Source organism: Methylosinus sp. Sm6, from assembly GCF_019802345.1.
Classification (GTDB): Bacteria; Pseudomonadota; Alphaproteobacteria; order Rhizobiales; family Beijerinckiaceae; genus Methylosinus.
In genome coordinates this window covers 95,768-118,943 of sequence record NZ_JAINDZ010000009.1, presented here as the reverse complement: position 1 = coordinate 118,943, position 23,176 = coordinate 95,768, and the positions used below count along the sequence as shown (strand labels likewise).

The 23,176-nt window shown below is 67.4% G+C and carries 25 protein-coding genes; 12 read left to right on the top strand and 13 right to left on the bottom strand.

What is annotated here, in order from left to right; genetic code table 11:
* The first annotated feature begins 32 nt into the window (after positions 1 to 32).
* Entirely contained in the window at positions 33 to 2,267 is a 2,235-nt protein-coding gene (locus K3F48_RS08480) for an RNA degradosome polyphosphate kinase (protein ID WP_222574989.1), read from the top strand.
* Positions 2,206 to 3,768, top strand: coding sequence for a Ppx/GppA family phosphatase (locus K3F48_RS08475; protein WP_222574988.1), 1,563 nt, complete (start codon positions 2,206 to 2,208; stop codon positions 3,766 to 3,768). Before K3F48_RS08480 ends, K3F48_RS08475 begins: the two co-directional genes overlap by 62 nt.
* Before the next feature lie 49 nt (positions 3,769 to 3,817).
* On the opposite strand, the gene K3F48_RS08470 is transcribed toward K3F48_RS08475, so the two are convergent.
* The 3 genes from K3F48_RS08470 to rnd form a co-directional block, all read right to left on the bottom strand.
* Positions 3,818 to 3,961 (bottom strand): hypothetical protein, encoded by a 144-nt coding sequence (locus tag K3F48_RS08470; RefSeq protein WP_222574987.1) that lies wholly within the window; start codon positions 3,959 to 3,961, stop codon positions 3,818 to 3,820.
* Positions 3,962 to 4,032: 71 nt separating this feature from the next.
* The gene (locus K3F48_RS08465; protein ID WP_222574986.1) at positions 4,033 to 4,413 is read right to left on the bottom strand and encodes a hypothetical protein; all 381 of its coding nucleotides are present in this window, start codon (positions 4,411 to 4,413) and stop codon (positions 4,033 to 4,035) included.
* 386 nt (positions 4,414 to 4,799) lie between these two features.
* A complete protein-coding gene (rnd, locus tag K3F48_RS08460) occupies positions 4,800 to 5,966 on the bottom strand; it encodes a ribonuclease D (protein ID WP_222574985.1) in 1,167 nt (388 codons plus the stop codon).
* A gap of 244 nt (positions 5,967 to 6,210) precedes the next feature.
* Between rnd and K3F48_RS08455 the strand changes: the two genes are divergently transcribed.
* Entirely contained in the window at positions 6,211 to 7,425 is a 1,215-nt protein-coding gene (locus K3F48_RS08455; RefSeq protein ID WP_222574984.1) for a PepSY domain-containing protein, read from the top strand.
* A gap of 107 nt (positions 7,426 to 7,532) precedes the next feature.
* Positions 7,533 to 8,516, top strand: a complete 984-nt coding sequence (locus K3F48_RS08450) for a tetratricopeptide repeat protein (RefSeq protein ID WP_222574983.1) — start codon at positions 7,533 to 7,535, stop codon at positions 8,514 to 8,516.
* 54 nt (positions 8,517 to 8,570) lie between these two features.
* Here K3F48_RS08450 and K3F48_RS08445 read toward each other — a convergent pair whose 3' ends face one another.
* Positions 8,571 to 8,885, bottom strand: coding sequence for a hypothetical protein (locus tag K3F48_RS08445; RefSeq protein ID WP_222574982.1), 315 nt, complete (start codon positions 8,883 to 8,885; stop codon positions 8,571 to 8,573).
* Between the two features lie 131 nt (positions 8,886 to 9,016).
* Entirely contained in the window at positions 9,017 to 9,208 is a 192-nt protein-coding gene (locus K3F48_RS08440) for a hypothetical protein (protein ID WP_222574981.1), read from the bottom strand.
* 113 nt (positions 9,209 to 9,321) lie between these two features.
* On the opposite strand from K3F48_RS08440, the gene K3F48_RS08435 reads away from it, so the two are divergent.
* Both K3F48_RS08435 and K3F48_RS08430 read left to right on the top strand, forming a co-directional pair.
* The gene (locus K3F48_RS08435; RefSeq protein WP_222574980.1) at positions 9,322 to 9,972 is read left to right on the top strand and encodes an alpha/beta hydrolase; all 651 of its coding nucleotides are present in this window, start codon (positions 9,322 to 9,324) and stop codon (positions 9,970 to 9,972) included.
* A gap of 60 nt (positions 9,973 to 10,032) precedes the next feature.
* On the top strand, positions 10,033 to 10,245 hold the full coding sequence (locus K3F48_RS08430) for a hypothetical protein (protein ID WP_222574979.1): 213 nt from the start codon (positions 10,033 to 10,035) through the stop codon (positions 10,243 to 10,245).
* 135 nt (positions 10,246 to 10,380) lie between these two features.
* Here K3F48_RS08430 and K3F48_RS08425 read toward each other — a convergent pair whose 3' ends face one another.
* The 3 genes from K3F48_RS08425 to K3F48_RS08415 are packed head-to-tail and all read right to left on the bottom strand — an operon-like array spanning position 10,381 to position 13,081.
* Positions 10,381 to 11,748 carry an ATP-binding protein gene (locus K3F48_RS08425; RefSeq protein WP_222574978.1) on the bottom strand — a complete coding sequence of 456 codons (1,368 nt, stop codon included), beginning with the start codon at positions 11,746 to 11,748 and terminating at the stop codon, positions 10,381 to 10,383.
* Positions 11,745 to 12,527, bottom strand: a complete 783-nt coding sequence (locus K3F48_RS08420) for a response regulator (protein WP_222574977.1) — start codon at positions 12,525 to 12,527, stop codon at positions 11,745 to 11,747. Before K3F48_RS08420 ends, K3F48_RS08425 begins: the two co-directional genes overlap by 4 nt.
* Positions 12,524 to 13,081, bottom strand: a complete 558-nt coding sequence (locus K3F48_RS08415; RefSeq protein ID WP_222574976.1) for a MarR family transcriptional regulator — start codon at positions 13,079 to 13,081, stop codon at positions 12,524 to 12,526. The genes K3F48_RS08420 and K3F48_RS08415 overlap by 4 nt, the downstream gene beginning before the upstream one ends.
* A gap of 249 nt (positions 13,082 to 13,330) precedes the next feature.
* On the opposite strand from K3F48_RS08415, the gene K3F48_RS08410 reads away from it, so the two are divergent.
* From K3F48_RS08410 to K3F48_RS08400, 3 genes are all read left to right on the top strand, one after another.
* Positions 13,331 to 14,218: a branched-chain amino acid aminotransferase gene (locus tag K3F48_RS08410; protein WP_222574975.1), complete on the top strand. Its 888-nt coding sequence runs from the start codon at positions 13,331 to 13,333 to the stop codon at positions 14,216 to 14,218.
* A 107-nt stretch (positions 14,219 to 14,325) separates the two neighbouring features.
* On the top strand, positions 14,326 to 15,744 hold the full coding sequence (locus K3F48_RS08405; protein ID WP_222574974.1) for a glutamate synthase subunit beta: 1,419 nt from the start codon (positions 14,326 to 14,328) through the stop codon (positions 15,742 to 15,744).
* A gap of 8 nt (positions 15,745 to 15,752) precedes the next feature.
* The gene (locus tag K3F48_RS08400) at positions 15,753 to 15,944 is read left to right on the top strand and encodes a hypothetical protein (RefSeq protein WP_222574973.1); all 192 of its coding nucleotides are present in this window, start codon (positions 15,753 to 15,755) and stop codon (positions 15,942 to 15,944) included.
* Between the two features lie 48 nt (positions 15,945 to 15,992).
* Here K3F48_RS08400 and K3F48_RS08395 read toward each other — a convergent pair whose 3' ends face one another.
* The 4 genes from K3F48_RS08395 to K3F48_RS08380 form a co-directional block, all read right to left on the bottom strand.
* Positions 15,993 to 16,601 (bottom strand): L,D-transpeptidase, encoded by a 609-nt coding sequence (locus K3F48_RS08395; protein ID WP_222574972.1) that lies wholly within the window; start codon positions 16,599 to 16,601, stop codon positions 15,993 to 15,995.
* A gap of 206 nt (positions 16,602 to 16,807) precedes the next feature.
* On the bottom strand, positions 16,808 to 18,124 hold the full coding sequence (locus K3F48_RS08390) for an SGNH family hydrolase (RefSeq protein ID WP_222574971.1): 1,317 nt from the start codon (positions 18,122 to 18,124) through the stop codon (positions 16,808 to 16,810).
* A gap of 121 nt (positions 18,125 to 18,245) precedes the next feature.
* Positions 18,246 to 18,587 carry a hypothetical protein gene (locus K3F48_RS08385; protein ID WP_222574970.1) on the bottom strand — a complete coding sequence of 114 codons (342 nt, stop codon included), beginning with the start codon at positions 18,585 to 18,587 and terminating at the stop codon, positions 18,246 to 18,248.
* 364 nt (positions 18,588 to 18,951) lie between these two features.
* On the bottom strand, positions 18,952 to 19,377 hold the full coding sequence (locus K3F48_RS08380; RefSeq protein ID WP_222574969.1) for a hypothetical protein: 426 nt from the start codon (positions 19,375 to 19,377) through the stop codon (positions 18,952 to 18,954).
* A 310-nt stretch (positions 19,378 to 19,687) separates the two neighbouring features.
* On the opposite strand from K3F48_RS08380, the gene K3F48_RS08375 reads away from it, so the two are divergent.
* Entirely contained in the window at positions 19,688 to 20,326 is a 639-nt protein-coding gene (locus K3F48_RS08375; protein WP_222575022.1) for a ribonuclease T2, read from the top strand.
* A gap of 178 nt (positions 20,327 to 20,504) precedes the next feature.
* Here K3F48_RS08375 and K3F48_RS08370 read toward each other — a convergent pair whose 3' ends face one another.
* On the bottom strand, positions 20,505 to 20,852 hold the full coding sequence (locus tag K3F48_RS08370; RefSeq protein WP_222574968.1) for a Rieske 2Fe-2S domain-containing protein: 348 nt from the start codon (positions 20,850 to 20,852) through the stop codon (positions 20,505 to 20,507).
* A gap of 199 nt (positions 20,853 to 21,051) precedes the next feature.
* Between K3F48_RS08370 and K3F48_RS08365 the strand changes: the two genes are divergently transcribed.
* Both K3F48_RS08365 and bioD read left to right on the top strand, forming a co-directional pair.
* A complete protein-coding gene (locus K3F48_RS08365) occupies positions 21,052 to 22,182 on the top strand; it encodes an 8-amino-7-oxononanoate synthase (RefSeq protein WP_222575021.1) in 1,131 nt (376 codons plus the stop codon).
* Complete coding sequence (bioD, locus tag K3F48_RS08360) at positions 22,179 to 22,811, top strand: dethiobiotin synthase (RefSeq protein WP_222574967.1); 633 nt, start codon at positions 22,179 to 22,181, stop codon at positions 22,809 to 22,811. The genes K3F48_RS08365 and bioD overlap by 4 nt, the downstream gene beginning before the upstream one ends.
* Positions 22,812 to 23,176 lie beyond the last annotated feature (365 nt).

Below are 23,176 nucleotides of genomic sequence, written 5' to 3'. Positions count from 1 at the left end.
GCGGCCAACGTCGCGGCCAAGAGAGAGCGAGCATGACGAAGCATATTCAGGACAATCTCGAAGCGGGGCGCACGGGCGCGGACATTCCGGTCATGGATCAGCCGGGCGATCTGCTGCTGCGGCCGGACGAGCTGGCCAGCCTTCCTCAACGCTTCATCAATCGCGAATTGTCCTGGCTCGAGTTCAACCGCCGCGTGCTGGAGGAGGCGTCGAACCGCAACCATCCTCTGCTCGAGCAGCTGCGCTTTCTGTCGATCTCGGCGAATAATCTCGACGAATTCTACATGGTGCGCGTCGCCGGCCTGCGCGGACAGATGCGCGAAGGGCTGACGACTCCCTCGCAGGATGGGCTGACGCCGGCGGAGCAGCTGGTCAAGATCAATGAGCGGGTCGCGCTGCTCACGGCCGAGCAATCGCGCCGTTGGCGTGAATTGCGCGCCGAGATCGAGGATGTCGGCATCGTCATCGTCGAGCCCGGCAATCTGACGAAGACCGATCGCGACTGGCTCGACGAGCATTTCATGTCGCGCGTCTTCCCGGTGCTGACGCCGCTCGCCATCGATCCGGCCCATCCGTTCCCCTTCATTCCCAATCTCGGCTTCACATTGGCGCTGGAGCTGGTGCGTCCGGGCGACCGCAAGACCCTGCATGCGCTGGTGCGCCTGCCGCAGAAGATCGAGCGCTTCGTCAGGCTGCCGAGCGCGCAAGGGGCGGGGCAGGGGCGCGAGCGCTTCATGCTGCTCGAGACGCTGATCGCCATCAATGCGCAGAAGCTCTTCCCCGGCTACCAGCTGCGCGGGCAGGGCATCTTCCGCCTCATTCGCGACAGCGACCTCGAGGTGGAGGAGGAGGCCGAAGATCTGGTGCGCCTGTTCGAGACGGCGCTGAAGCGGCGTCGACGCGGCTCGGTGATCCGCCTCGAATTCGCGTCCGACATGCCCGAATCGCTACGAGCGCTCGTCGCCGAGGAGCTGGACGTCACCGAGGACGAAGTGTTCGCGCTCGACGGCATGCTGGCGCTCAACGATCTGTCGGAGCTCGTCGCGCTCGACCGCCCGGACATCAAGTTCAAGCCTTATAGCCCGCGCTTTCCCGAGCGCGTGCGCGACAATGGCGGCGATTGTTTTCTGGCCATCAAGCAGAAGGACCTCTGCGTCCATCATCCTTACGAGACCTTCGACGTCGTCGTGCAATTCCTGCAGCAGGCGGCGCGCGACCCCAATGTGGTCGCCATCAAGCAGACGCTCTATCGCACCTCGGCCAACAGCCCGATCGTGCGCGCCCTCGTCGAGGCGGCCGAGGCCGGCAAGTCGGTGACGGCGCTGGTCGAGCTGAAGGCGCGCTTCGACGAGGAGGCGAACATCCGCTGGGCGCGCGACCTGGAGCGCGCCGGCGCGCAGGTCGTGTTCGGCTTCATCGAGCTGAAGACCCATGGCAAGCTGTCGATGGTGGTGCGGCGCGAGAGCGGCGGCATCGCCACCTATTGCCATATCGGCACCGGCAATTACCATCCGGTGACGGCGCGCATCTATACCGACATTTCGCTGTTCACCGCCGACCCGGCGATCGCCCGCGACGTCGCGCGCATCTTCAATTTCATCACCGGCTATGCGGAGCCCGCCGGACTCGAGCGCATGGCGGTCTCGCCGATCTCGCTCAAGACGCGGCTGCTCGAGCATATCGAGCAGGAGATCGGCTTCGCCAGGGCCGGCAAGCCGGCGGCGATCTGGGGCAAATGCAACGCCCTCGTCGATCCTGAGATCATCGACGCGCTCTATCACGCCTCACAGGCCGGCGTGGCGGTCGAATTCATCGTGCGCGGCATCTGCTGCCTGCGTCCGGGGGTTCCGGGCCTCTCCGACAATATTCGCGTGAAGTCGATCGTCGGGCGCTTCCTCGAGCACGCTCGCGTCTACGCCTTCGGCGGCGGGCATGCGCTGCCGCATGCCAAGGCGCATGTCTACATCTCCTCCGCCGATCTGATGCCGCGCAACCTCGATCGCCGCGTCGAGGTGCTGATGCCCATCACCAATCCGACCGTGCATCAGCAGGTGCTGGACCAGATCATGCTCGCCAATCTGATCGACAATGAACAGAGCTATCGAGTCTTGCCGGACGGCTCGTCCTTACGCATAACTCCCCCCGAGGGCGAAGAGCGATTCAACGCCCATAAGTACTTCATGACCAACCCGAGTCTGTCCGGCCGTGGCAAGTCACTCAAGGAATGGCGCCCGCGCTCGCTCCTCAAGCCCCGAGAAGAAGGCTGAGCGAATCGAGGACGCAGCGGCCGCGCCCGTCGCGATCGTCGACATCGGCTCCAATTCGGTGCGCCTCGTCGCCTATGCGGCGCTCGAGCGCGCGCTGACGCCCGTCTTCAACGAAAAGGTGATGTGCGGGCTGGGGCGCGGCGTCGTCACCACCGGCCGCCTGCCCGAGGACGGCATGCGCAAGGCGCTGCAGGCGCTGCGGCGCTTCCGCTCGCTGTGCGAGATCATGGAGATCTGCGACGTCGAGGTGATCGCCACCGCGGCCGCGCGCGACGCGGTCAATGGCGCGAGCTTCCTCTCCGCCGCGGGCGAGGCGGTCGGCCGCGACATATTGCTGCTCTCCGGCGGGCGCGAGGCCGAGCTGTCGGCGCTCGGCGTCATGTCCGCCATTCACGAGCCGGACGGCGTCGTCGGCGATCTCGGCGGCGGCTCGCTGGAGCTGATCGAGGTCCATGGCGGGCGCATGGGCAATGGCGTCACCCTGCCGCTCGGCGGCCTCGCGCTGATGGACGCCTCCAGCCGCTCGACGCGCCAGGCCATACGCATCGCCCGCAAGGCGATCGAGGAGGCGTCTCCGCTGGGGCGGCTGCGCGGCCGCGCCTTCTATGCGGTCGGCGGCACGTGGCGCGCGCTGGCGCGGCTGCACATGCGCCAGCACAACTATCCGCTCGACGTGATGCACAATTACCGTATCCCCGCCGAGGACGCGGCCGAATTCGCGAGCCTCCTGGAGCGCGTCGACAGCGAGGCCCTGGCCGACATCGCCTCCGTCTCCGCGGCGCGGCGTCCGCTGCTCGGCTATGGCGCGATCGTGCTCGACGAGGTGATTCGCCGGGCAAAGCCCAAGGAAGTCGTGATCTCCGCGGCCGGCGTGCGCGAGGGATTATTGTATGAGCGCCTGTCGGAGACGGCGCGGGCGACCGATCCGCTCGTCCTCGCCGCGCGCGAGCTGGAGCAGGCGATGGCGCGCGCGCCGGGCTATGGGGACGAGCTGATCGCCTGGACCGACGCGCTGATCGCCTCCTCGGGCCTCGATGAGACGCAGGAGGAGGCGAGGCTGCGCCATGCGGCCTGCTTCCTCTCCGATGTGAGCTGGCGGGCGCATCCCGATTATCGCGCCAGCCAGTCGATGAATGTGATCACCAATTCGGCCTTCGTGGCCGTCGATCATCCGGGGCGGGCTTTTCTCGCGCTGGTGGCGGTGCTGCGCCATTCGGGGCCGGACAGCGAGGGCGCCCTGCCGGTGCGCGGGCTGCTGACGACGCGCCTGCTCGAGCGGGCGCGGCTGCTGTCGGCGGCGTTGCGCGTCGCCTATCTGCTCTCGGCGGCGATGCCCGGCGTCTTGCCGCGAACGCCGATCGTCGCGCGGGACGGGCGCCTGTCGCTGAGCCTGCCGGAGGAGTTCGCCGAGCTCGCCAGCGAAAGGCTGACGAGCCGGGCGAAGGCGCTCGCCCGGCTCATCGGCGCGGAGGCGAGCATCGAGGCCGCGGCGCCGGCTTAGGCTCGCCACTGAACCGGAAGCGTTCGAGCTCGCTCGCGGCGACGTCACGTTACTCGGCCGTGCGCCGGCCGCGGTCGATCGTCGTCACCGTCATGGCGCCGCCGTCGGGGGAGCAAGTGAAGCGCAGCGTCTTGCTGACCGAAGTGTCGACCTGCGCCGCCTTGCCGCTGTCGATCGGCGCGGAGGCGAGCATCGAGGCCGCGGCGCCGGCTTAGGCTCGCCACTGAACCGGAAGCGTTCGAGCTCGCTCGCGGCGACGTCACGTTACTCGGCCGTGCGCCGGCCGCGGTCGATCGTCGTCACCGTCATGGCGCCGCCGTCGGGGGAGCAAGTGAAGCGCAGCGTCTTGCTGACCGAAGTGTCGACCTGCGCCGCCTTGCCGCTGTCGATCGGCACGACGAGGCGCGTTGTCGCGGTCGCCGGCGTCGCTTGCTCGAGGCTGGACGCATCGGCGATCATCAGCGTGAGCCGGCAGGCGCCTTCGGAGCCGACGAAATAGCCGACCATGTGCTTGGGCCCTGCGTCTATGCTCGCGGCGGCGAGGGGCTTCAGCAAGAGGGGCTCGGCGCGCAGGGGCGCGCCCGCGAGGCTCAGCGCCGCGGCGCCGAGAGCCAGAGCGAAAATGCGGTCGCCTGCAGTCTTCATAATATCGTCCTTCCTGATTGACCGGAGCGCGGGCTTTGCCTTGCGAAGGTCTCCCGCCGAGTTCTGGTTGCGTTGCAACATGAATCTATGTTGCGCTGCAACCTCAATCAATCAAGGCGCGCATTGTCGCATGAGGGCGTCTATAGAACTATTTGAGAATGCAATCACTTGTCTCTGAATTGCCTCATTTTGCGCCGCAAAACGGGTGGGCCGAGGCGCGCATGCGGGTTGGGCGTATCCCACCTATACCCACCTGATCAGGCAGGGAGATTTTCCGGCGTCGGTTTGGAGATTTCCGCCTTTCGGGCGGGCGCTCGAAGGCGCGAGGAAAGAGCGAGCCTTCAGGCTCGCTCTTTCATTCCTGTCAAATCGACCGAATCACGCCGCTAGCGGGTCGGCTCGTCCTGCTCCTGCCAGTCGAGCGTGACGACCTTGCCGCGCTCGACTGCGAGGGCGAGCCGTCCGGCTTTCAGCTGCAGCGCCTTTTCGCCGAAAATGGCCCGCCGCCAGCCAGAGAGGGCCGGCACATCCGCCGCGTCGTCACCGGCGATGGCCTCGAGGTCTTCGACGGTGGCGATCATTTTGGTGGCGACGCCGGTCTCCTCGGCCACCTGTCGGAGCAGCACCTTGAGCAGCTCGACGGTCGCGCCGTTGCCGCTGCGCCGCTCGCGCTCGATGCGGGGCAGGGCGGCCGGATCGCGGGCGAGGCCGCGCTCGACCGCGGCGACGATATCCGCGCCGGAGCGCGACCGCTCGAGCCCGCGCGGAAAGGCGCGCAGATCGCCGAGCGCCTCCTGGCTGCGCGGCGCGGCGAGCGCGATCTCGATCAGCATGTCGTCCTTCAGCACCCGCGCGCGCGGCACGTCGCGCGCCTGCGCCTCCGCCTCGCGCCAGGCGGCGAGCTCCATCAGCACGGCGAGGTCGCGCGGCTTGCGCACGCGGTGGCGCAGGCGCTCCCAGGCGTTCTCCGGGCTCTGCTCATAAGTCTCGGGCGAGGTGAGCGTGCGCATTTCGTCGACGAGCCAGTCGAGCCGGTTGGAGCGCTCGAGCCGCTGGCGCAGATGCGTGTAAATTTGCCGCAGATGCGTCACATCGGCGATGGCGTAGTCGATCTGCGCGGTCGACAGCGGGCGCTTCGACCAATCGGTGAAGCGCGAGGATTTGTCGAGGCTCTCCTTGGCGATGGCCTTGACCAGCTCGACATAGGAGGCCTGGTCGCCGAAGCCGCAGACCATGGCCGCGACCTGCGTGTCGAACAATGGCGCGGGGATGAGCCGGGCGAGGCGCCAGATGATCTCGAGGTCCTGTCGCGCCGCGTGAAACACTTTGACGACGCGCATGTCGGCCATCAGCTCGAAGAAGGGCGTGAGATCGAGGCCCTCGGCGAGCGTGTCGACGGCGAAAGCCTCCTCGGGCGAGGCGAGCTGAATGACGCACACCTTCGGCCAGAAGGTCGTCTCGCGAAGAAACTCCGTGTCGACGGTCACAAAAGGATGGCGGGAGAGGCGGTCGCAGGCCGCAGCGAGATCTTCGGTCGAGGTCAAGAGGCTCATCGAACTCTGTCTTAGAATAATTTTGCGCCGATCTGAAGAGTCTCGGCGCCTCTTTCGCCCGAATTCGGCGGGAACGCCACTGTTTTCAAGAGCGCGCCGTGCGCCGGACCGCCGCCGCTCGCGCTTTTTTCGAGCGCGCCGCCGCCGCGGGCTCTTGCAAAGCCGCCGGGCCTTCGTCAGTCTCGGCTCCGATGACGGCGGATTGTCGGCGGCGGCGGACGGCCGGTCATCCGGAGGCCTCGATATGACCGAAATCGCTTTGGCGGCGCCCGCTTCCGCGCGACGCCTCTCCACCTTGCGGAATTGGCGCGAGATTTGGCGCGCCGTTCATCTCTGGCTCGGGCTCGCGCTCGGCCTGTTCCTGTCGGTGATCGGCGTGACCGGCTCGGCTCTGGTGTTCTTCCAGGAGATCGATCAGGCGCTGAACCCCGAACTGCGCATCGTCGCCGCGCCGCCGCAGGGGCGGAGCGCATGGCGGCCGCTCGAGGAGATCGCCGAGGCCGCGCGCAAAAGCATAGCGGCGGATGCGAGGCTCGGCTTCACCTATTGGCCGCAGAGCGACGACCAGGCTTTTCTCTTCTATTACCGCCGCCCCGTCGAAGGAGCCGAGAAGCCGCAGGCTTGGCACGTCTTCGTCGATCCCTATTCGGCGAAGGTCACCGGCGAGCGCCTGTGGCGCGATCCCGAGAACATGCTTCGCGGCGCTTTCGTCCGCCTCCTGTTCGATCTGCATTACGATCTGCTGTGGCCGGTGACCGGCGACCTCGTGGTCGGCGTCATCGCCCTTCTCGCCTTCGTCTCGACCTTCACCGGCGTTTATCTCTGGTGGCCGCGCAATGGGAAATGGAAGAACGCCTTCACCATGAAATGGCCGGCCAAGGCCGAGCGGGTCACCTATGACCTGCATCGGCTCTCCGGCATATTTCTGTTGCCGGTGGCGATCGCCGTGCTGATGTCCGGCGTCTATTTCAATTTGCCGGAGCAGTTTCGCGCAGCGGTCGAGCTGTTCTCGCCGCTGACGAAGCCGCAGACGATCCGCTCGCTCGCCGAGGGCGGCCGCGCCACGCTGGACGACGCCGTGGCGACGGTTCAGCGCCGCTTTCCCGGCGGGCGCGTCTATTCGACGGTTCAGCCGGCGACCGACGAATCGCCCTATGCCGTCAATCAGCTCTTTCCCATCGGCTTCGGCCTCGAGGGTCGTCGCACCGTTTTCGTCGACCGCTATAGCGGCGAGGTGCGGCATGTGAACGACCCGCTGTCGGGCGACGGCGACGGCTTCATCGCCTGGCAATGGCCGCTTCATTCGGGCTATGTCGCCGGCTGGCCGGGACGCATCGCCGTGTTCCTGTTCGGCCTCTCCTGGCCGCTCGTCTTCGTCACCGGCGTGATTCGCTGGATGCACAAGCGCAACGCGCGCCGCGCGGCCGCCAAGCGCGGGGCGCCTGCCTCGGCGCACTGACGAGCGCCGGCGCGATGAGGAGCGTCGGCGCGCGATTCCGGATTGCCCTCCGGGCGTCGAAGTGAAACCATACCAGAATTGTCAACTTCATGGAGCCCGTCGGCCAAATGGCGCGTCTTTCGTTCGTCCTCGACCTTTCGCCGCCCGTTCGCCTCGTCGTCGCCGCGACGGTTCTGTCGCTCGCGGGCGGCGGCGCCGGCGCAGCGAGCGATCCGTGGGTCGGCTGCCGCAGTTCCGATCCCGATGCGCGCATCGCCGCCTGCACCGAGGTGATCGATCGCGGGCGCAAGGAGACCCTGCACAATCACGTCATCGCCCATATGAATCGCGGAGGCGCGTTCCACGCCAAGGGCCAATATGACCGCGCCATCGCCGATTACGACATGGCCTTGCAGATGGATGCCCGGACGGCGGCGGCCGCTCTCGCCGCCCGCGCCGCCGCCAAGCGCGCCAAAGGCGACAATGACGGCGCCATCGGCGATTACGACACATTGATAGAGGCTCAGCCGAAATCGGCGGCGGCCTATGTCGGGCGCGGCGACGCGCGCCAGACCGCCGGCGATTTCGACCGCGCCATCGCCGACTATGACAAGGCGCTGCAGCTCGACAAGAAATCGGCGACGTCGCTCGCCAATCGCGGCCGCGCCTACCGAGCCAAGGGCGATCTCGATCATGCGCTGGCGGATTTCGACGCCGCCGTGAAGCTGGAGCCGAAGGCGGCGCAGGCCTATGTCAATCGGGCGGCTCTGTATCAGGCCAAGGGCGATCTCGACCACGCCATCGCCGACTATGACGCGGCGATCGCGCGCGACGGCAAGCACGCCATCTCCTATAATAATCGCGGCCTCGCGCTGCACGCCAAGGGCGATTTCGACAAGGCGATCGCCGATTTCGGCAAGGCCGTCGAGCTCGATCCGACTTATGCGCGCGCTTTTCTCAATCGCGCCAACGCCTACCGCGGCAAGCGCGAGCTGGAGCCGGCCAAGGCCGATCTCGAGGCGTCGCTGCGTCTCGATCCCAATCTCGCTCCGGCGAAAAAGGCGCTCGAGGATGTGACGAAGCTGCTCGCCGCGCGGGGCGCGAGCAAGTAGCGGAGAGCGGGGGCGCGCCGTCTTCCCGGAGCCAAAGCAGACGACGCGCCGCGCTCACAGCGAGACGTAGACGAATTTCGGGCCCTTCAGAGCAGGATAGTTCTCGCGCAGGGCCTTGGCGATCTTGCCGACCAGCTCCTTGTCGCCGGCGGCCGAGGGGCCGACGAAATCCGTGCCCTGCATCCAGGTCTCCAGGAAGCAATGAAGCGTGTCGTCATAGGCGGCGTCGGTCGGATGGGCGGTCTTGTCGACGAGCGAGGCGACGCCCTCGGCGCTGACCTCGAGGCGCCAGTCGCGGTCGTCGGTCACCGATCCGATCAGCTTTGCAATGTCGGCGTCGGTCCAATCGCTCTTGAGATCTACCGTCATCGAGGTCCCCACGGAGTGCTTGCTGCGGGAGGGCGGCGATTCCGCGCCTCCCGCGTCGGACAATAGGAACGAAGGACGAGGGTCGGCTGTCGGATATCCGACAGCGCGAGCCCGCTGCGTCTTCCGCCGGCTTACTTTTTCGTGAGCTTCGCGACCGCCATGTCGATCGCGGTCGTGGCCTCGCCGACAGTGAGCCAGGCCTCGGCGCGCTCCTCGTTCTTGAAGGTCTTGCCGAGGTTGTACGGCTCCTCGCCGGGCACATGCAGGAAGCACGCCCATTTGCCGTCCGGCTGCTCCTCGACCGTCACTTGATAGTCCGCCACGCGGTCCTCCTCTTGCTTTGCGGCATCGGTTCTCGTTGCGCGCCGATCCCTCTTCGGCGCCAAATTTCGAGAAGCAGATTGGGCGCCAGCGCGGCCGGCGCCGAGGAGAAGCCATGACCGAAATCGTCGAAGGGCCGGCGCTCGCCGCCCTGTCCTGCGGCAAGCCCGCTTTTCTCGTCGTGCTGCTGCATGGCGAAGGGGAGAGCGGACAATCTATCATCGATCAGGCGCTCAATTGGGCGCCGACCCTGCCCAAGGCCGAATTTCTCGCCGCCGAGGCGCCGGGCGGGCGCTGGTTCGATCCGGCCGAGGAGGGCGGGCTCGAGAAGGGGATCGCGGCGCTCGACCGCTTCCTCGACGCGGCGCTGGAAAAGCGCCATCTGCCGCCTTCGCATCTGGCGCTGGTCGGCTTCTCGCAAGGGGCGACGCTCGCCGTCCTGGCCGGGCTCGCGCGTCCGGGGCCGGTCAAGGCGGTGGTCGCCTTCTCCGGCGGTCCATACGGTGCGCCGGCGCCGCGGGCCGAGACCGCGCCGCCGATGCTGCTGATCCACGGCGACGCCGACGAGGTCGCGCCGCTCGCCGCGATGCGCGAGGCGAAAGCGTCGATCGCGGCCGGCGGCGGGCGCGTCTGGTCGATGACGCGCAAAGGGCTCGGCCACGCGCTCGACGACGACGGCGTCATCGCCGCCGGCGATTTTCTGACCGAGCATGTCGTCCAGAAGAAAGGCGCCGACGACGATCATGATCACGACCACGACCACTGAGCTTTCGGCACGGCTCTTGCGGAACGGCGTCGAGCGTCGAACGCGAAAGGAGAACCGATCATGGCTCTGACGGCCGAGGACATCAAAGAGGGCAAATGCTATGCGACGGGCGGATCGGAGCGATACAAGGTGATCGCCATAAATCCGCGCGGCATCGTCACCTTTCTGACCTTCGAGGCGAACAAGAAGCCGAGCCCCCTGCGCGCCAATGCGGGAATGAAGGCTTTTCTCGAAGGCGTGACGCGAGAGATTCCCTGTCCGCCGGAGTCGTGACGCGGCTCGCCTTCGATCGCCGCGCCGCGCGGCAAGCGCATCGCCTCGAAGGATGCTTCAGTAGGCGCTGCGGACGCCCCTTCGAGACGCCCGCTGCGCGGGCTTCTCGGGGTGAGGGCGGATGACCGGACGCGCTCACACCGGCAGGGAAACCGTCGCGCGCAAGCCGCCGAGCGGCGACTCGGCGAGCTTCACCGCGCCGCCATGCGCATAGGCGATGTCCCGCGCGATGGCGAGGCCGAGGCCCGAATGGCTCTCGTCCTGATTGCGTGATTCGTCCAGCCGATAAAACGGCCGGAAGGCGTCCTCGCGCTTGTCCTCGGGAATGCCGGGTCCGTCGTCGTCGATATGGACGACGAGGCGCACGCCGTCGTTCACGCCGGAGAGGGCGATGCGCTTGCCGTAGCGCTGGGCGTTGCCGACGAGATTGGCGAGGCAGCGGCGGAAGGCCGCGGGCCGCACCGCCGCTCGCGGACGGCCGGAGAAGCGCGCCTCGGCCTCGAGCCCGAGCCGCTGCGATTCGCCCTTTATCTCCTCGAGCAGAGCGGCGACGTCGACCATCTCCGTCGTCTCGCCGGCGTCGCCGCGGGCGAAGGCGAGATAGCCCTCCACCATGCGCTCCATCTCGGCGACGTCCTTCTTCATTTCGGCCGATTCGGGGGATTCGCCGATCAGCGCCAGCGACAGCTTGAAGCGGGTGATGATGGTGCGCAGATCATGCGAGACGCCGTTCAGCATGGTCTTGCGCTGTTCCATGGCGCGCTCGACCCGGCGCTTCATCTCGAGGAAGGCGGCGCCGGCCTGGCGCACCTCGCGCGCGCCGCGCGGGCTGAAGTCCACCTCGCGACCCTTGCCGAATTCCTCCGCCGCCCGCGCCAGCCGCAGGATCGGACGGATCTGATTGCGCAGAAACGAAGTGGCGATAGCGATGATGACGAGCGAGGCGATCACCGTCCAGATGAAGAAAATCTCCGAATTCGAGGCATAGGCGTAAGTGCGGCTGGCGAGAATCCGCATCGTCGCATCCGGGAGGCCGACGCGAATCTCGACCACATGCGAGCGCCCGACCGTGTCGATCCAGAAGGGGCGGGAGATGCGCCGCGACAATTCGCGTGAGAGCGTGTGGTCGAGCAGCGAAAAGAACGGCTTGCCGGTCGTCGGCGGCAGCGGCTCCTCGGGTAGGAAATGCAGCTCGACGTTGAGATCCATGCCGGCGATGCGCTGCAGCGTCTCCCGTCGCGTCGCCTCCGGCACGACGTCGTAGAGATCGACGAGCGCGGCGACGTCGCGCGCCACGGCGGCGGAGAGACGCGAGGTCACCGCCTGCCAATGGCGTTCCATGAAGAAATAGGCCACGGCCGATTGCAGCAGCACGATCGGCAAGATCACGATCAGCAGCGAGCGGGCGTACAGCCCTTTGGGCATGCGCTCATGCAGCCAGCCGGCGAAGCCGCGCCACAGGCGGCGCGGCGCGTCGAGCGGAGCGGGAAGAGCTAAGGTCATGGCGTGCTTCCGTTTTCCTCGTCCTCGCCGATCATCTCGTCGACCCATAGCCGATAGCCGCGGCCGCGGATCGTCTGCAGATGGCGCGGGCCGCCCTCGTCGCGCTCGATCTTGCGGCGCAGCCGCGCGATCTCGACATCGACGCTGCGCTCGCCCGCGGACTCGATCTTGCCATCGACCGCGCGCTGCGCCAACCGTCGCCGTGGCAGGATCGCGCCCGCTTCGAGCGAAAGCGCGGTCAGCATCTCGCTTTCGCGTGTCGTCAGATGGACGATGCGGTTATGCTCCAGCAATCGGCCCTTTTCGAGGTCGAAGAAAAAGGCGCCGAAGCGCACCGCCGTCACGCCGCGCGGCCGGTCGGAGCGGATCGTCCGCCGCAATATGCCGGCAACGCGCAGCGACAATTCGCGCGGCTCGAACGGCTTGGCGAGATAATCGTCGACGCCGGCCTCCAGCCCTTCGATCCGGTCGCGCGTCTCTCCGAGCGCGGTCAGCATCAGGATCGGCGCGGAGCGCAGCGGTTCGGGCTCCCGCCGCAGCCGGCGCGCGAAGTCGATCCCGCTCTCGCCCGGCATCATCACATCGAGCACGATGAGGTCGAAGGCCATGTCGGCGAGCCGCGCCATGGCTTCGGCGGCGTCGGCGGCGGCGCTGACCAGATAGCCTTCGGCGAGGAGATAGCGGGTGAGCAGGGTGCGGATGCGCTTGTCGTCGTCGACGACGAGAATATGCCGCCGCGCGCGATCCTCAGGCGGCGCAGCTGCAGCGGCGACGCTCATGCGATCTCGTCCCGCCGCCGGCGGCGCGGCGAGAGATGCGCGCGCACCCGCTCGCGGTCCGAGGAATTGACCATCGCCAGCAGAAAATCGGCGGCCGCGTCCTGCGCGTCCGGCGGCAGCTCGCCGAACACGCGGCGGAACCGCTCCGATTGGAGCGCGGCGAGCTCCTGCGCCAGCCGCGCGCCGTTCGCAGTCGCGAACAGGAGCCGCTGGCGCCGGTCGATGGCGCCGGGCCGCGCCTCGACGAAGCCGGCGTCGAGCAATTGCTTCAGCACGCGGTTGAGGCTTTGCTTGGTGATCTTCAGGATGTCGAGCAGGGCGGCGATGGGAAGTCCCGGCCTGCGGCTGACGAAATGCAGCACCCGGTGATGCGCGCGGCCGAAGCCGTAATTTTCGAGGAGACGGTCGGCGTCGCCGACGAAGTCGCGATAGGCGAAGAAGAACAGCTCGATGAAATCGACCATCGGCTCGTTCTGGACCTCCGTCTGAGCGCGGCCCGCCGCTGGCGGAGCCGCCGCTCCCTTGACGAGCTTGCGTTCGACGATCGTCTTCACATTCGCGCCCGCGCTATGTCCGCCGGCTGCTCTCTCCCTATGGGAGAGGAACACGCCCTTGCTTTCGAGAGCGGCGCAGAAGCTTCGAAAGGATGAAAAAGCGAGTCGAGAAACATAGGCTTGCTCATTCCGCGACGCCCTTCGACGACATGGCGCGTCATCGCTCTTACGTCAGCTATATTGACATATTTCTGGCGCGTGGCTAGTGGTCTTGGACAGAGTGGCGATCATAGCCCAGCGGAGACTCCAATGTCGGTCCTGCCCTTCGATCAGCGCGACGGCCACATATGGTATGATGGGGCGCTTCTCCCCTGGCGCGACGCCAAGCTGCATGTGCTCTCGCACGGCCTGCACTATGGCTCCAGCGTGTTCGAGGGCGAGCGCGCCTATGGCGGCGTGATCTTCAAGTCGACCGAGCATTCCGAGCGCTTCCGCCGCTCGGCGCAGATTCTCGATTTCGAAATTCCCTACAGCGTCGCCGAGCTCGACGCGGCCAAGAAGGCCGTCGTCGACATCAACGGCTTTTCGAGCTGCTATGTCCGTCCCGTGGCCTGGCGCGGCAGCGAGATGATGGCCGTCGCGGCGCAGAACTCGACCATTCATGTGGCGATCGCGGTGTGGGACTGGCCGAGCATGTTCGACGTCGAGACCAAGATGAAAGGCATTCGCCTCGACATCGCGGACTATCGCCGTCCCGATCCGCAGACCGCGCCCTCGCTGGCCAAGGCAGCCGGCCTCTACATGATCTGCACCATCTCCAAGCATCGGGCCGAGCGGCGCGGCTATGCCGATGCGCTGATGCTGGACTGGCAGGGCCGCGTCGCCGAATGCACCGGCGCCAATGTGTTCTTCGTCAAGGAGGGCGTGCTGCACACGCCGATCGCCGACTGCTTCCTCGACGGCATCACCCGCCGCACGGTGATCGATCTCGCGCAGCGCCGCGGGATCGAGGTGGTCGAGCGGCGCATCATGCCGGAGGAGCTGCCCGAGTTCAGCGAGTGCTTCATCTGCGGCACCGGCGCCGAGGTGACTCCGGTCGCCGAAGCGGGGCCCTATCGCTTCACGCCCGGCGCGCTGTCGCGGCAGATGGTCGAGGATTATGCGCGCGAGGTGGTTCCGAAGGCGAGCGCGGCGTAGAATTTGCCGTCGTGCGGCTTCCGGCTTCATGTTAGGAATTGGATAGAGGGTGGAGCGTCTCGCGACGCTCGCGAGCGAGCGGCCTCGGCCGCAAGGTTGGCGACGATATGGGCAAGGTGACGGGTTTTCTCGAGATCGACCGGCAGGACCGCAAGTATAAGCCGGCCGCCGACCGCATCCGCCATTACGACGAATTCGTCATCGCGCTTTCGGAAGAGGCGACGCGCAACCAGGCCGCGCGCTGCATGGATTGCGGCATTCCGTTCTGCCACAATGGCTGCCCGGTCAATAATCAGATCCCGGACTGGAACGACCTCGTCTATCACGGCGACTGGCGCCGGGCGCTCGCCAATCTGCACTCGACCAATAATTTTCCCGAATTCACTGGCCGCGTCTGCCCCGCGCCCTGCGAGGCCTCCTGCACGCTGAATCTCATCGATCAGCCGGTCACCATCAAAACCATCGAATGCGCGATCGTCGACCGCGGCTTCGAGGCGGGCTGGGTCACGCCCGAGCCGCCGAAGCGCAAGACCGGCAAGCGCATCGCCATCGTCGGCTCCGGTCCCGCCGGCCTCGCGGCGGCGCAGCAGCTCGCGCGCGCCGGTCATGAGGCGCATGTCTATGAGAAGCACGCCAAGGCGGGCGGCCTGCTGCGCTACGGCATTCCCGATTTCAAGATGGAGAAGCAGCTGATCGACCGCCGCGTCGCGCAGATGGAGGCCGAGGGCGTCGTCTTCCACTATGGCGTGCATGTCGGCGTCGATTTCGCCGCGGACGAGCTGGTCGCGACGCATGACGCGGTCGTTCTCGCCGGCGGCGCCGAGCAGCCGCGCGATCTGCCGATTCGCGGCCGCGAGCTGCGCGGCGTGCATTTCGCCATGGATTTCCTGCCGCAGCAGAACCGCCGCGTCTCCGGCGAGCCGCTCGCGACCAATGAACCCATTCTCGCCTCGGGCAAGCATGTCGTCGTCATCGGCGGCGGCGACACCGGCTCGGATTGCATCGGCACGTCGGTGCGCCAGGGCGCTCTGTCGGTGACGCAGCTCGAGATCATGCCGCGTCCGCCCGAGAAGGAGAACAAGCTCGTCACCTGGCCGGACTGGCCGCTGAAGATGCGCACCTCATCCTCGCACGAGGAGGGCTCGGCGCGCGATTTCGCGGTGATGACGCGCGAGTTCATCGGTCGCGACGGCGTGGTGACCGGTTTGCGCTGCGAGCGCGTCGACGCCAAGATGCAGCCTATCGTCGGCAGCGCCTTCACGCTCCCCGCCGATCTGGTGCTGCTCGCCATGGGCTTCGTCTCGCCGGTGCGCGAGGGGCTGCTGGAGACGCTCGGCGTCGCGCTCGACGGGCGCGGCAATGTCGCGGCGGACACGAACACCTATTCGGCGTCGCGCGAAAAACTGTTCGCGTGCGGAGATATGCGGCGTGGACAGTCGCTCGTCGTCTGGGCGATCCGCGAAGGCCGGCAATGCGCGGCCGCGGTCGACGCTTTTCTGATGGGCGACACCAACCTACCGAGGTGATGGTCAACATGCCGACGGCAATCTGGTACTGCGAGAATATCGGAAACTCGACCCTTCCCTATGTGCTGTTGACCCTGCCGCTCGCAGGCGCCTATCTCTATGGGCAGAAGAAGCAGCGCCTGGCTTGGATTCTGATCGGCGCGTGGGTCGTCCTGGAGATCGCCATGACGACGACGACCAGTATATACTGCGTGGGTTGACGAAGGCGGGCGGCGACGGCGAGCCGGCCGCCGCCCGATCGCGCTCGCTCACAGAACGTTGACGTTCGTTCCGACCTTCACGCGATTATAGAGATCGGTCACGTCGCCGTTCATCATGCGGATGCAGCCAGAGGACACGCCCTGGCCGATCGTCCAGGGCTCGTTCGAGCCATGGATGCGGAACATGGTGTCGCGCTTGCCCGAGTAGAGATACATGGCGCGCGCGCCGAGCGGATTATTGGCGCCGCCGACCATATGACGCGGCAGATCCGGCCGGCGCCGCAGCATGGCGGAGGGCGGCGTCCAGTTCGGCCAGGATTCCTTGCGGCCGATATGGGTGTGGCCGCGCCAGGTGAAGCCCGGGCGCCCGACGCCGACGCCATAGCGGATGGCGTGTCCGTCGTTCATCGACAGATAGAGATAGCGGTTGCGCGTGTCGACGGTGATGGTTCCCGGACGGCTGCGCGTCGGATCCTCGACCACCGACCGCGTCCCGGAGCCGTAATCGCCGGAAAGATGCGCGTCGCCATACGAGACGCGGGAGCCGCCGCCGCCGAAGAGCAGCGCCAGCGGATTTTCGAACGCCTGCGCGGAGGAGCCCGCGCCACAAAGCGCGAGAACGAGGGCGGCCGCCCCCGCGCGCAAACAATGGGCCATGATATTCTCCTTACATAGCCGAGGGTTGGCAATGCGGGAGAAAAATGCGGCTGGCCCGCCGGCGTTCCGCGCCGGAGGGCGACGTCTCGGCATTCCTCGCGGGCAGCTCGAATCCGCGCTTTATGAGGATGCGGCGATTTGACGAAAATCCTCATTGCCCGCACGGCGGACGTCACCCTGTCCGAAGCAAGTCGGCAGGCCCGCGCTCAATGCGGCTGCGCCTGGTTCGGCGCGCGCTTCGGCCAGGCGAAATCATCGGCGCGGCCCGGATGGGTCGGCTGGTCGCCGCCTTCCACATAAATGTGATCGACCAGGGCGCGGGCGGCGGCTCCGCGGGCGTCTGCAGGCGGGGCGGCGGGCCGGTTGCGCCGCGCGAGCTCGCCCTCGGCGGCGACCGTCGCCGTCAGCGGCTGAATCGGGCCGATCGCCGGCCGGTCGGGCAGGGTCGGCGCCGCGACCGGAATGGGCGCGCCGGGCGCGACGATCTGCGGCGCGGGTTCGGCGGCCTGCTGCGGTCCTTCGGCAGGCGTATCCGCTTCGCCCGCCGGCGCGGCCGCCTCCGGCGCCGCCGGCGCGGCCTGAGGCGGGGCCGGCTGGCGCATCGCCTCGATTGCGTGCCTGATCTCGCCTTCGACGAAATGCGCGACCTTGCGCGCGCCGACGTCGGTGAAATGCACGCCGTCGCCGGCGCGCAGCTTCACGATGCGGCCGTTGATGTCGGGACCGAAGGCCTGATATTGATTGCGCTCGTCGGCGAAAGCCTCCCAGATGTCGATGAAGGGCGCGCCGTCGAGCGTCGCGCGGTCGCGATAAATATCGTTGAGCTTGGCCATATCCGCCGAGAAATGCTCGTTCTTGGTCACCGGCAGGCCGACCCAGACGAGCGGAATCTTCTTCTCCTTGAAGGCGGCGCGGATGGCGTCCACGCGCGCGGCATAGTGCTGGCGCCAGAGCGGCGAGAGCGGCTCGAAGCTCTGTCCGCCTTCGTGGATCGCCTGGCGGTCGTTGCTGCCGATCATGACCACCGCGACGTCGATCTTCTCGCCGCCCGCGAGCAGCTCGCGCACGGCTTTCGGCCAGTCGAAGAAATCATCGCGCACGAGGCCCGAGCTCTCCTTGCCGCGATGGAGGATGCGCACGTCGGGACGGTCGGCGAAGGCTTCGTCGAGCCCGTCGGCGAGCTGCTGGCCGAGCGTGTCGCCGATCGCCACGACCTGAAAGCTCGGGGCGTTGGGGTCGGTCGGCTGCTGAGGCTTGGCTTTTTTGGCGGAGCGCGTCTGGCCGCGCCAATAGGCCGGGGCGCCATATTCGCGATGCGGCACGAGGCGCCGCATGCGCGGGCTCTCGTCGCTCGGCGGTCGACGCGCCTGCCGCGGGGCCTGCCCGCCGCCGAACAGGCCGTGCAGCAAATCGCCGAACGGATCCTGCGCGCGCGCGGCGTCGGCGGCGCTCAACAGGAGCAGCGCCGCCAGGGCGAGAAGCGCGCCGAGCCGGCGCGAGGAGAGACGAGGGAGCGCGGTCATGCGTCGCATTATAGCGCGCTTCTGCAGTTTTTTGATCCGCGCTGGCGCGGGCGCCGCTGCGCGGAAAAGTCGCTCTGCCTCGAAGGCCGAGGCGGAAAGCGCCGGCGGGTTTCGCCGCAAGTCAGAATACGAGGCCGGTGGCCGACAGTGTCGTCGTCGCGTTATTGGCGGGGAAGGGCGATGTGTTTGGGAAGTTGTAGCCGATGAAGTTGCCTGTGAAACCGATGTTCGCCTGGACCATGTCCGAGATCGGGATCGACGAGTCGGCGGCAGTGACGGCGGCGCTCGCCGCGAGGCGTTCCGTAGTCGGCTCGATCTGCCATTTGTAAGCCAGCTTGGCCGAGCAGGCAAAGTTGCTGCCGGAAATCACGGCCGGAATGAACGCATTGCGGGAATTGTAGCTTGCTCCAGTCGAGCGGATGGATAAGCTACAGTACAGCTTGCGCGAAGCTACCGGCGGCACGTTTGACTTGATCGTGCCGGAGAGGCTGACGGCGACAACTCCCGAGCGCGCGACGGATGCAGCCGGATTGGCCTGGGGCGAGTCGGAGCCTCCACTCGCCCCGCTCGTCAGAGGATTGATGCCGAATTGAGGATTGGCGCCGAAGCTTTGCTCGGCTGCTCAAGCAGTTGTGGCGGCGACGGCGACGGCGAGAATGACAACGGCACGACAAGAGGACGACATAGTTTTGCTCCGCAATGGGAAGCTGGAACTGAACGATGCAAATTAATATCCGCTCCGTCGTCGCAATACAATCATTGAGCGCAGAGTTCGCGGACGCGCCGACCATTTCGCCGAAATCGACGGCGACGCGCCGTTACCCTGCTCAGCGCAGATGCGCCGGCGCCTGCGGGTTATTCGCCGGATTGGTGTCGTGCTTGGACAGCTTGACCACGATCCCGCCGCCGACCAGCGGCGCCAGCTCGGCCTCGAGCGCATCGGCCGCCGCCTTCGGATAGACCTCCTCGCCATCGACATGGAGCGAGAAGGCGCGGATATGCTTGGCCTTCTTTTCGGGGTCCTCGATCGTGGCCTTAGTCCATTTATAGAGCGGGAACTGCTCGACGCCATGCGCTTCGGCGGCGGCGACATAATCGGCGAAGGCGTCGAACTGGTTGCGCAGCGCGGCGTGATGCCGCGTCAAAATCTCCGCCAGCGGGCGGATCGCCTCATTCGACGGGTCGCGTCGCGCGATGTCGGCGATGTCGTCGGAGAGGTTGAGACGAATTTGATAGTCCCATTGATCGCTCATTTTCGCTCTCCCTGTTTCGCGCTCCCTGTGTGGATTCGAGCGCGAGGCCGTCGCGATAATCCTATTAGCTAGCTAGGCTATTATCCGGTGTCAACGGCCCTGCGCGCCTTCGACCGCGAAAGTGCTCTTGACGCGCAGCGCTTCGCTCCTGCATCAATCGGGCGAATTACGACATGGTCGGAGGCCGAGGATGCGACGCGCCGCTTCGAGGTTTCTCGCTTTTCGGCAAGGGAGCCCGCGTGCCGAGGCGCTGCGCTTCGCGGCTCCGCTGGCGGCGTTTGCCGTCGCGGCCCTCGTCGCGCTCGCGCCAATGCGCCTTTGCGCCGAGCCGGCGCTCGCCCGCGGCGAGCCGGCGGATTCAATGGGCCCTACGCCGCGCGCGGGTGGCGACTTCGACTTCTATGTGCTCAGCCTCTCCTGGTCGCCGGGCTTTTGCGAGAGCGACGGCGCGCAGCGCCGTGCGCAATGCGCGCCGGGAGCAGGCAAGGCTTTCGTCGTGCATGGCCTCTGGCCGCAATATGAGCACGGCTTCCCGAGCGATTGCGACGGCGCCGCGTCGCCGTCGCGCATCGCGCTCGCTCGCGCCGAGGGACTTTTCCCGGACGAAGGGCTCGCGCGTCACGAGTGGCGCAAGCACGGCCGCTGTTCCGGCAAGAGCCCCAGCGATTATTTCGGCGATGTGCGGCGCGCCCGGGAGAGCGTCGCCATTCCGGCGCCCTTCGAGCATCCGCGTGAGCCGCAGACCTTCGCGCCGCTCGACATTCAGCGCGCCTTCGTCGCCGCCAATCCGCGGCTGCGGCCCGGAATGCTCGCCGTCACCTGCCGCAAGGGCGCGCTCGCCGAGGTGCGCTTGTGCTTCTCGCGCGATCTGCGCGAATTCCGCGCCTGTCCCGAGGTCGCGCGGCAGAGCTGCCGCGCAGGCGAGATCTCGGTTCCGCCGCCGCTCTAGCATTCTTCAGTTCGAGCGAATTCTGATCGATCGAACGATTCCGTTCGATGATCGAATTTGATGGGCTTCGAGAGCGAGCCTGATGGCTCGCTCTCGAGAGGCTTCGAATTTGCCGGCGCAGGCTGCCAGGGCGGCGTCGCTCGTCGAGCGCCGCCGCTGCGTCTCGCGAGTGACGGCGTCAGGCCGATTCGCCGCCCGAGCGCGGCGGCCGCGCCGGCCCGACATCGACCTGGATCTCGTCGCCTTCGACGCGCAGCTCGTAAGGATGCAGCGCATTGCGGACGAGATGGGTGACGCATTTGCCGTTCGCGCCGTCGAAGCCCCACATGTGATGCGGGCAGGTCACCGTCGCGCCGTTGAAGGTGGCCTCGGTCAGCGGCATGTCGGCGTGGGGGCAGCGTCCGCGATAGGCCTTGAGCTCGCCGCCCTCCGGCCAGACCAGCAGCACGCTCTTGCGGCCGGCCTGGAACAGGCCCATGCCGCCCTCGCTCACGGCGTCTTTGTTGCAAATGGAGGTGAACGCCATCGAAGCTCGCCTTCTCGTCAAGGACAGTCCGACCGTTACGCAAGTTGCGGACCAGCGCATCACCAGCGCGCCGGGCGGGACTCGACAGGCGGCCGGCGACGCCCTATTCCCCGGACGGGCGTCATCGGCCGGTCTCGCCGCAGCAAACAGGAAGCTCGTGCCGAATCAAACATCGAAGGCGCAGCCCGGCGGCGGCGGGCTGCTCGGGGCCTATGCCGCCGATCTCGCCGGCCTCGCCGCCCATGACAGGCTGCGCAGGCTCGCGCCGCGCACGGGCCTCGACTTCACCTCCAATGATTATCTCGGCCTCGCCGAGTCGCCCGAATATGCGCAGGCCGCCGCCGCGGCTCTGGCGCGCGGCGTTCCGCTCGGCGCCGGCGGCTCGCGCCTGCTGCGCGGAAATCATCCCGAGCACGAGGCGCTGGAGAAAGAGGCCGCCGCCTTCTTCGGGGCCGAGAGCGCGCTCTTCTTCGGCGCCGGCTTTTCCGCCAATGCCGCTCTGCTGGCGACGCTGCCGCAGCGCGGCGATCTCATCGTGCATGACGCGCTGGTGCATGCGAGCGCGCATGACGGCATGCGCCTCTCCCGGGCGACGAGCGTCGCCGCCGCGCATAATGACGTCGACGCTTTCGAGGCGGCGATCCACGCCTTTCGCCGCGCCGGCGGAACCGGCCGGCCCTTCCTGATCGTCGAGAGCCTCTACAGCATGGACGGCGATTTCGCGCCGCTCGCCGATCTCGCCGCGCTCGCGGAGCGATATGAAGCGTTCCTCTTCATCGACGAGGCGCATGCGACGGGGGTGTTCGGCCCCGGCGGGCGCGGCCTCGCGGCGGCGCTCGAGGGGCGCGACAATGTCGTCACGCTGCACACTTGCGGCAAGGCGCTCGGCCTCTCCGGCGCGCTGACTCTGGCGCCGCGCGTGTTGCGGGAGTTTCTCGTCAATCGCTGCCGGCCTTTCATCTTCGCCACCGCGCCGTCGCCGTTCCTCGCCGCCTGCGTGCGCGCGGCGCTGCCGATCATCGACGGCGCCGAAGATCGCCGTGCGGCGCTCGCCGCGCGCGTGGCGCTCGCCGGACGCGCGCTGCGGCGCCATGGGCTCGCGGCGCCGCTGTCGCAGATCGCGCCGATCGTCGTCGGCTCGGACGCGCGCGCGCTCGCGCTCGCCGCGGCCATGCAGGCGCGCGGCTATGACACTCGCGCCATCCGCCCGCCCACCGTGGCCGAGGGAACGGCGCGGCTGCGCGTCACGCTGACGCTCGATGTGAGCGAGGCCGAGATCGCCGCGATGATCGATGATCTCGCGACGGAGATCGCGAGACTCGCGTCATGACGCGCCTCGTCGTCGTCGGCACGGACACCAATGTCGGCAAGACGGTTTTCTCCGCGGCGCTCGCCGGCGCGCTCGGCGCTTATTATTGGAAGCCGGTGCAGGCGGGGCTCGACGGCGAGACCGATACGCAAGCCGTCGCGCGCCTCTCCGGCCTTCCGAGCGCGAGGCTGCTGCCGGAAGCCTATTCGCTGCGCACGCCTGCGTCGCCGCATTTTTCCGCGCGGCTCGACGGGATGACGATCGAGGCCGCTCGCCTCGCGCCGCCGTCGCTGGCGCCGCTCGTCGTCGAGATGGCCGGCGGGCTGATGACGCCGCTGACCGAGACGCTGCCGACCGCCGATCTCCTCGCGCAATGGCGCCTGCCCACAGTGCTCTGCGCGCGCACGACGCTCGGCGCGATCAATCACGGCCTGCTGTCGCTGGAGGCGCTGCGCCGCCGCGACATCCCCGTGCTCGGCGTCGCCTTCATCGGCGACGAGAATGAGGAGACGCGGCGCATCATCGCGCAAATGTCGGGCGCGCGCGATCTTGGGCGTCTGCCGCTCCTCGCCTCGCTGACGGCGGAAGAGTTGCGCGCGAGCTTCGAGGAGGCGTTTCGGCTCGCGGATTTTTCGGGGGATGACATTTGATCCCCGACCAGCGCCGAGCAAATCGTTCAAGCATGGGCGCATCCCTCTCCCATAGGGCTAAGGGAGTCGCTCATTTCCAGGAGGCCGTCATGGCCGGGCTCGTCCCGGCCATCCACGCCGCAACGCCGAGGTGTCTCGCACATTCATGCGCGGCGTCGACGCCGCGGCGACAGTCTCCGCGACTTGGCGCAAAAACGAGACATTCGCAGATCGCTGGCGCTTTCCAAAACTATCTCGGCGGCTCGGCGTGGATGGCCGGGACAAGCCTGGCCATGACGGCGCTGCGCATTCCAAGATGTGTGCATGCGGTAGCCTATAGGGAGAGGGTGGCCGCGGAGCGGCCGGGGGATAGGTCGCTGCCTCTC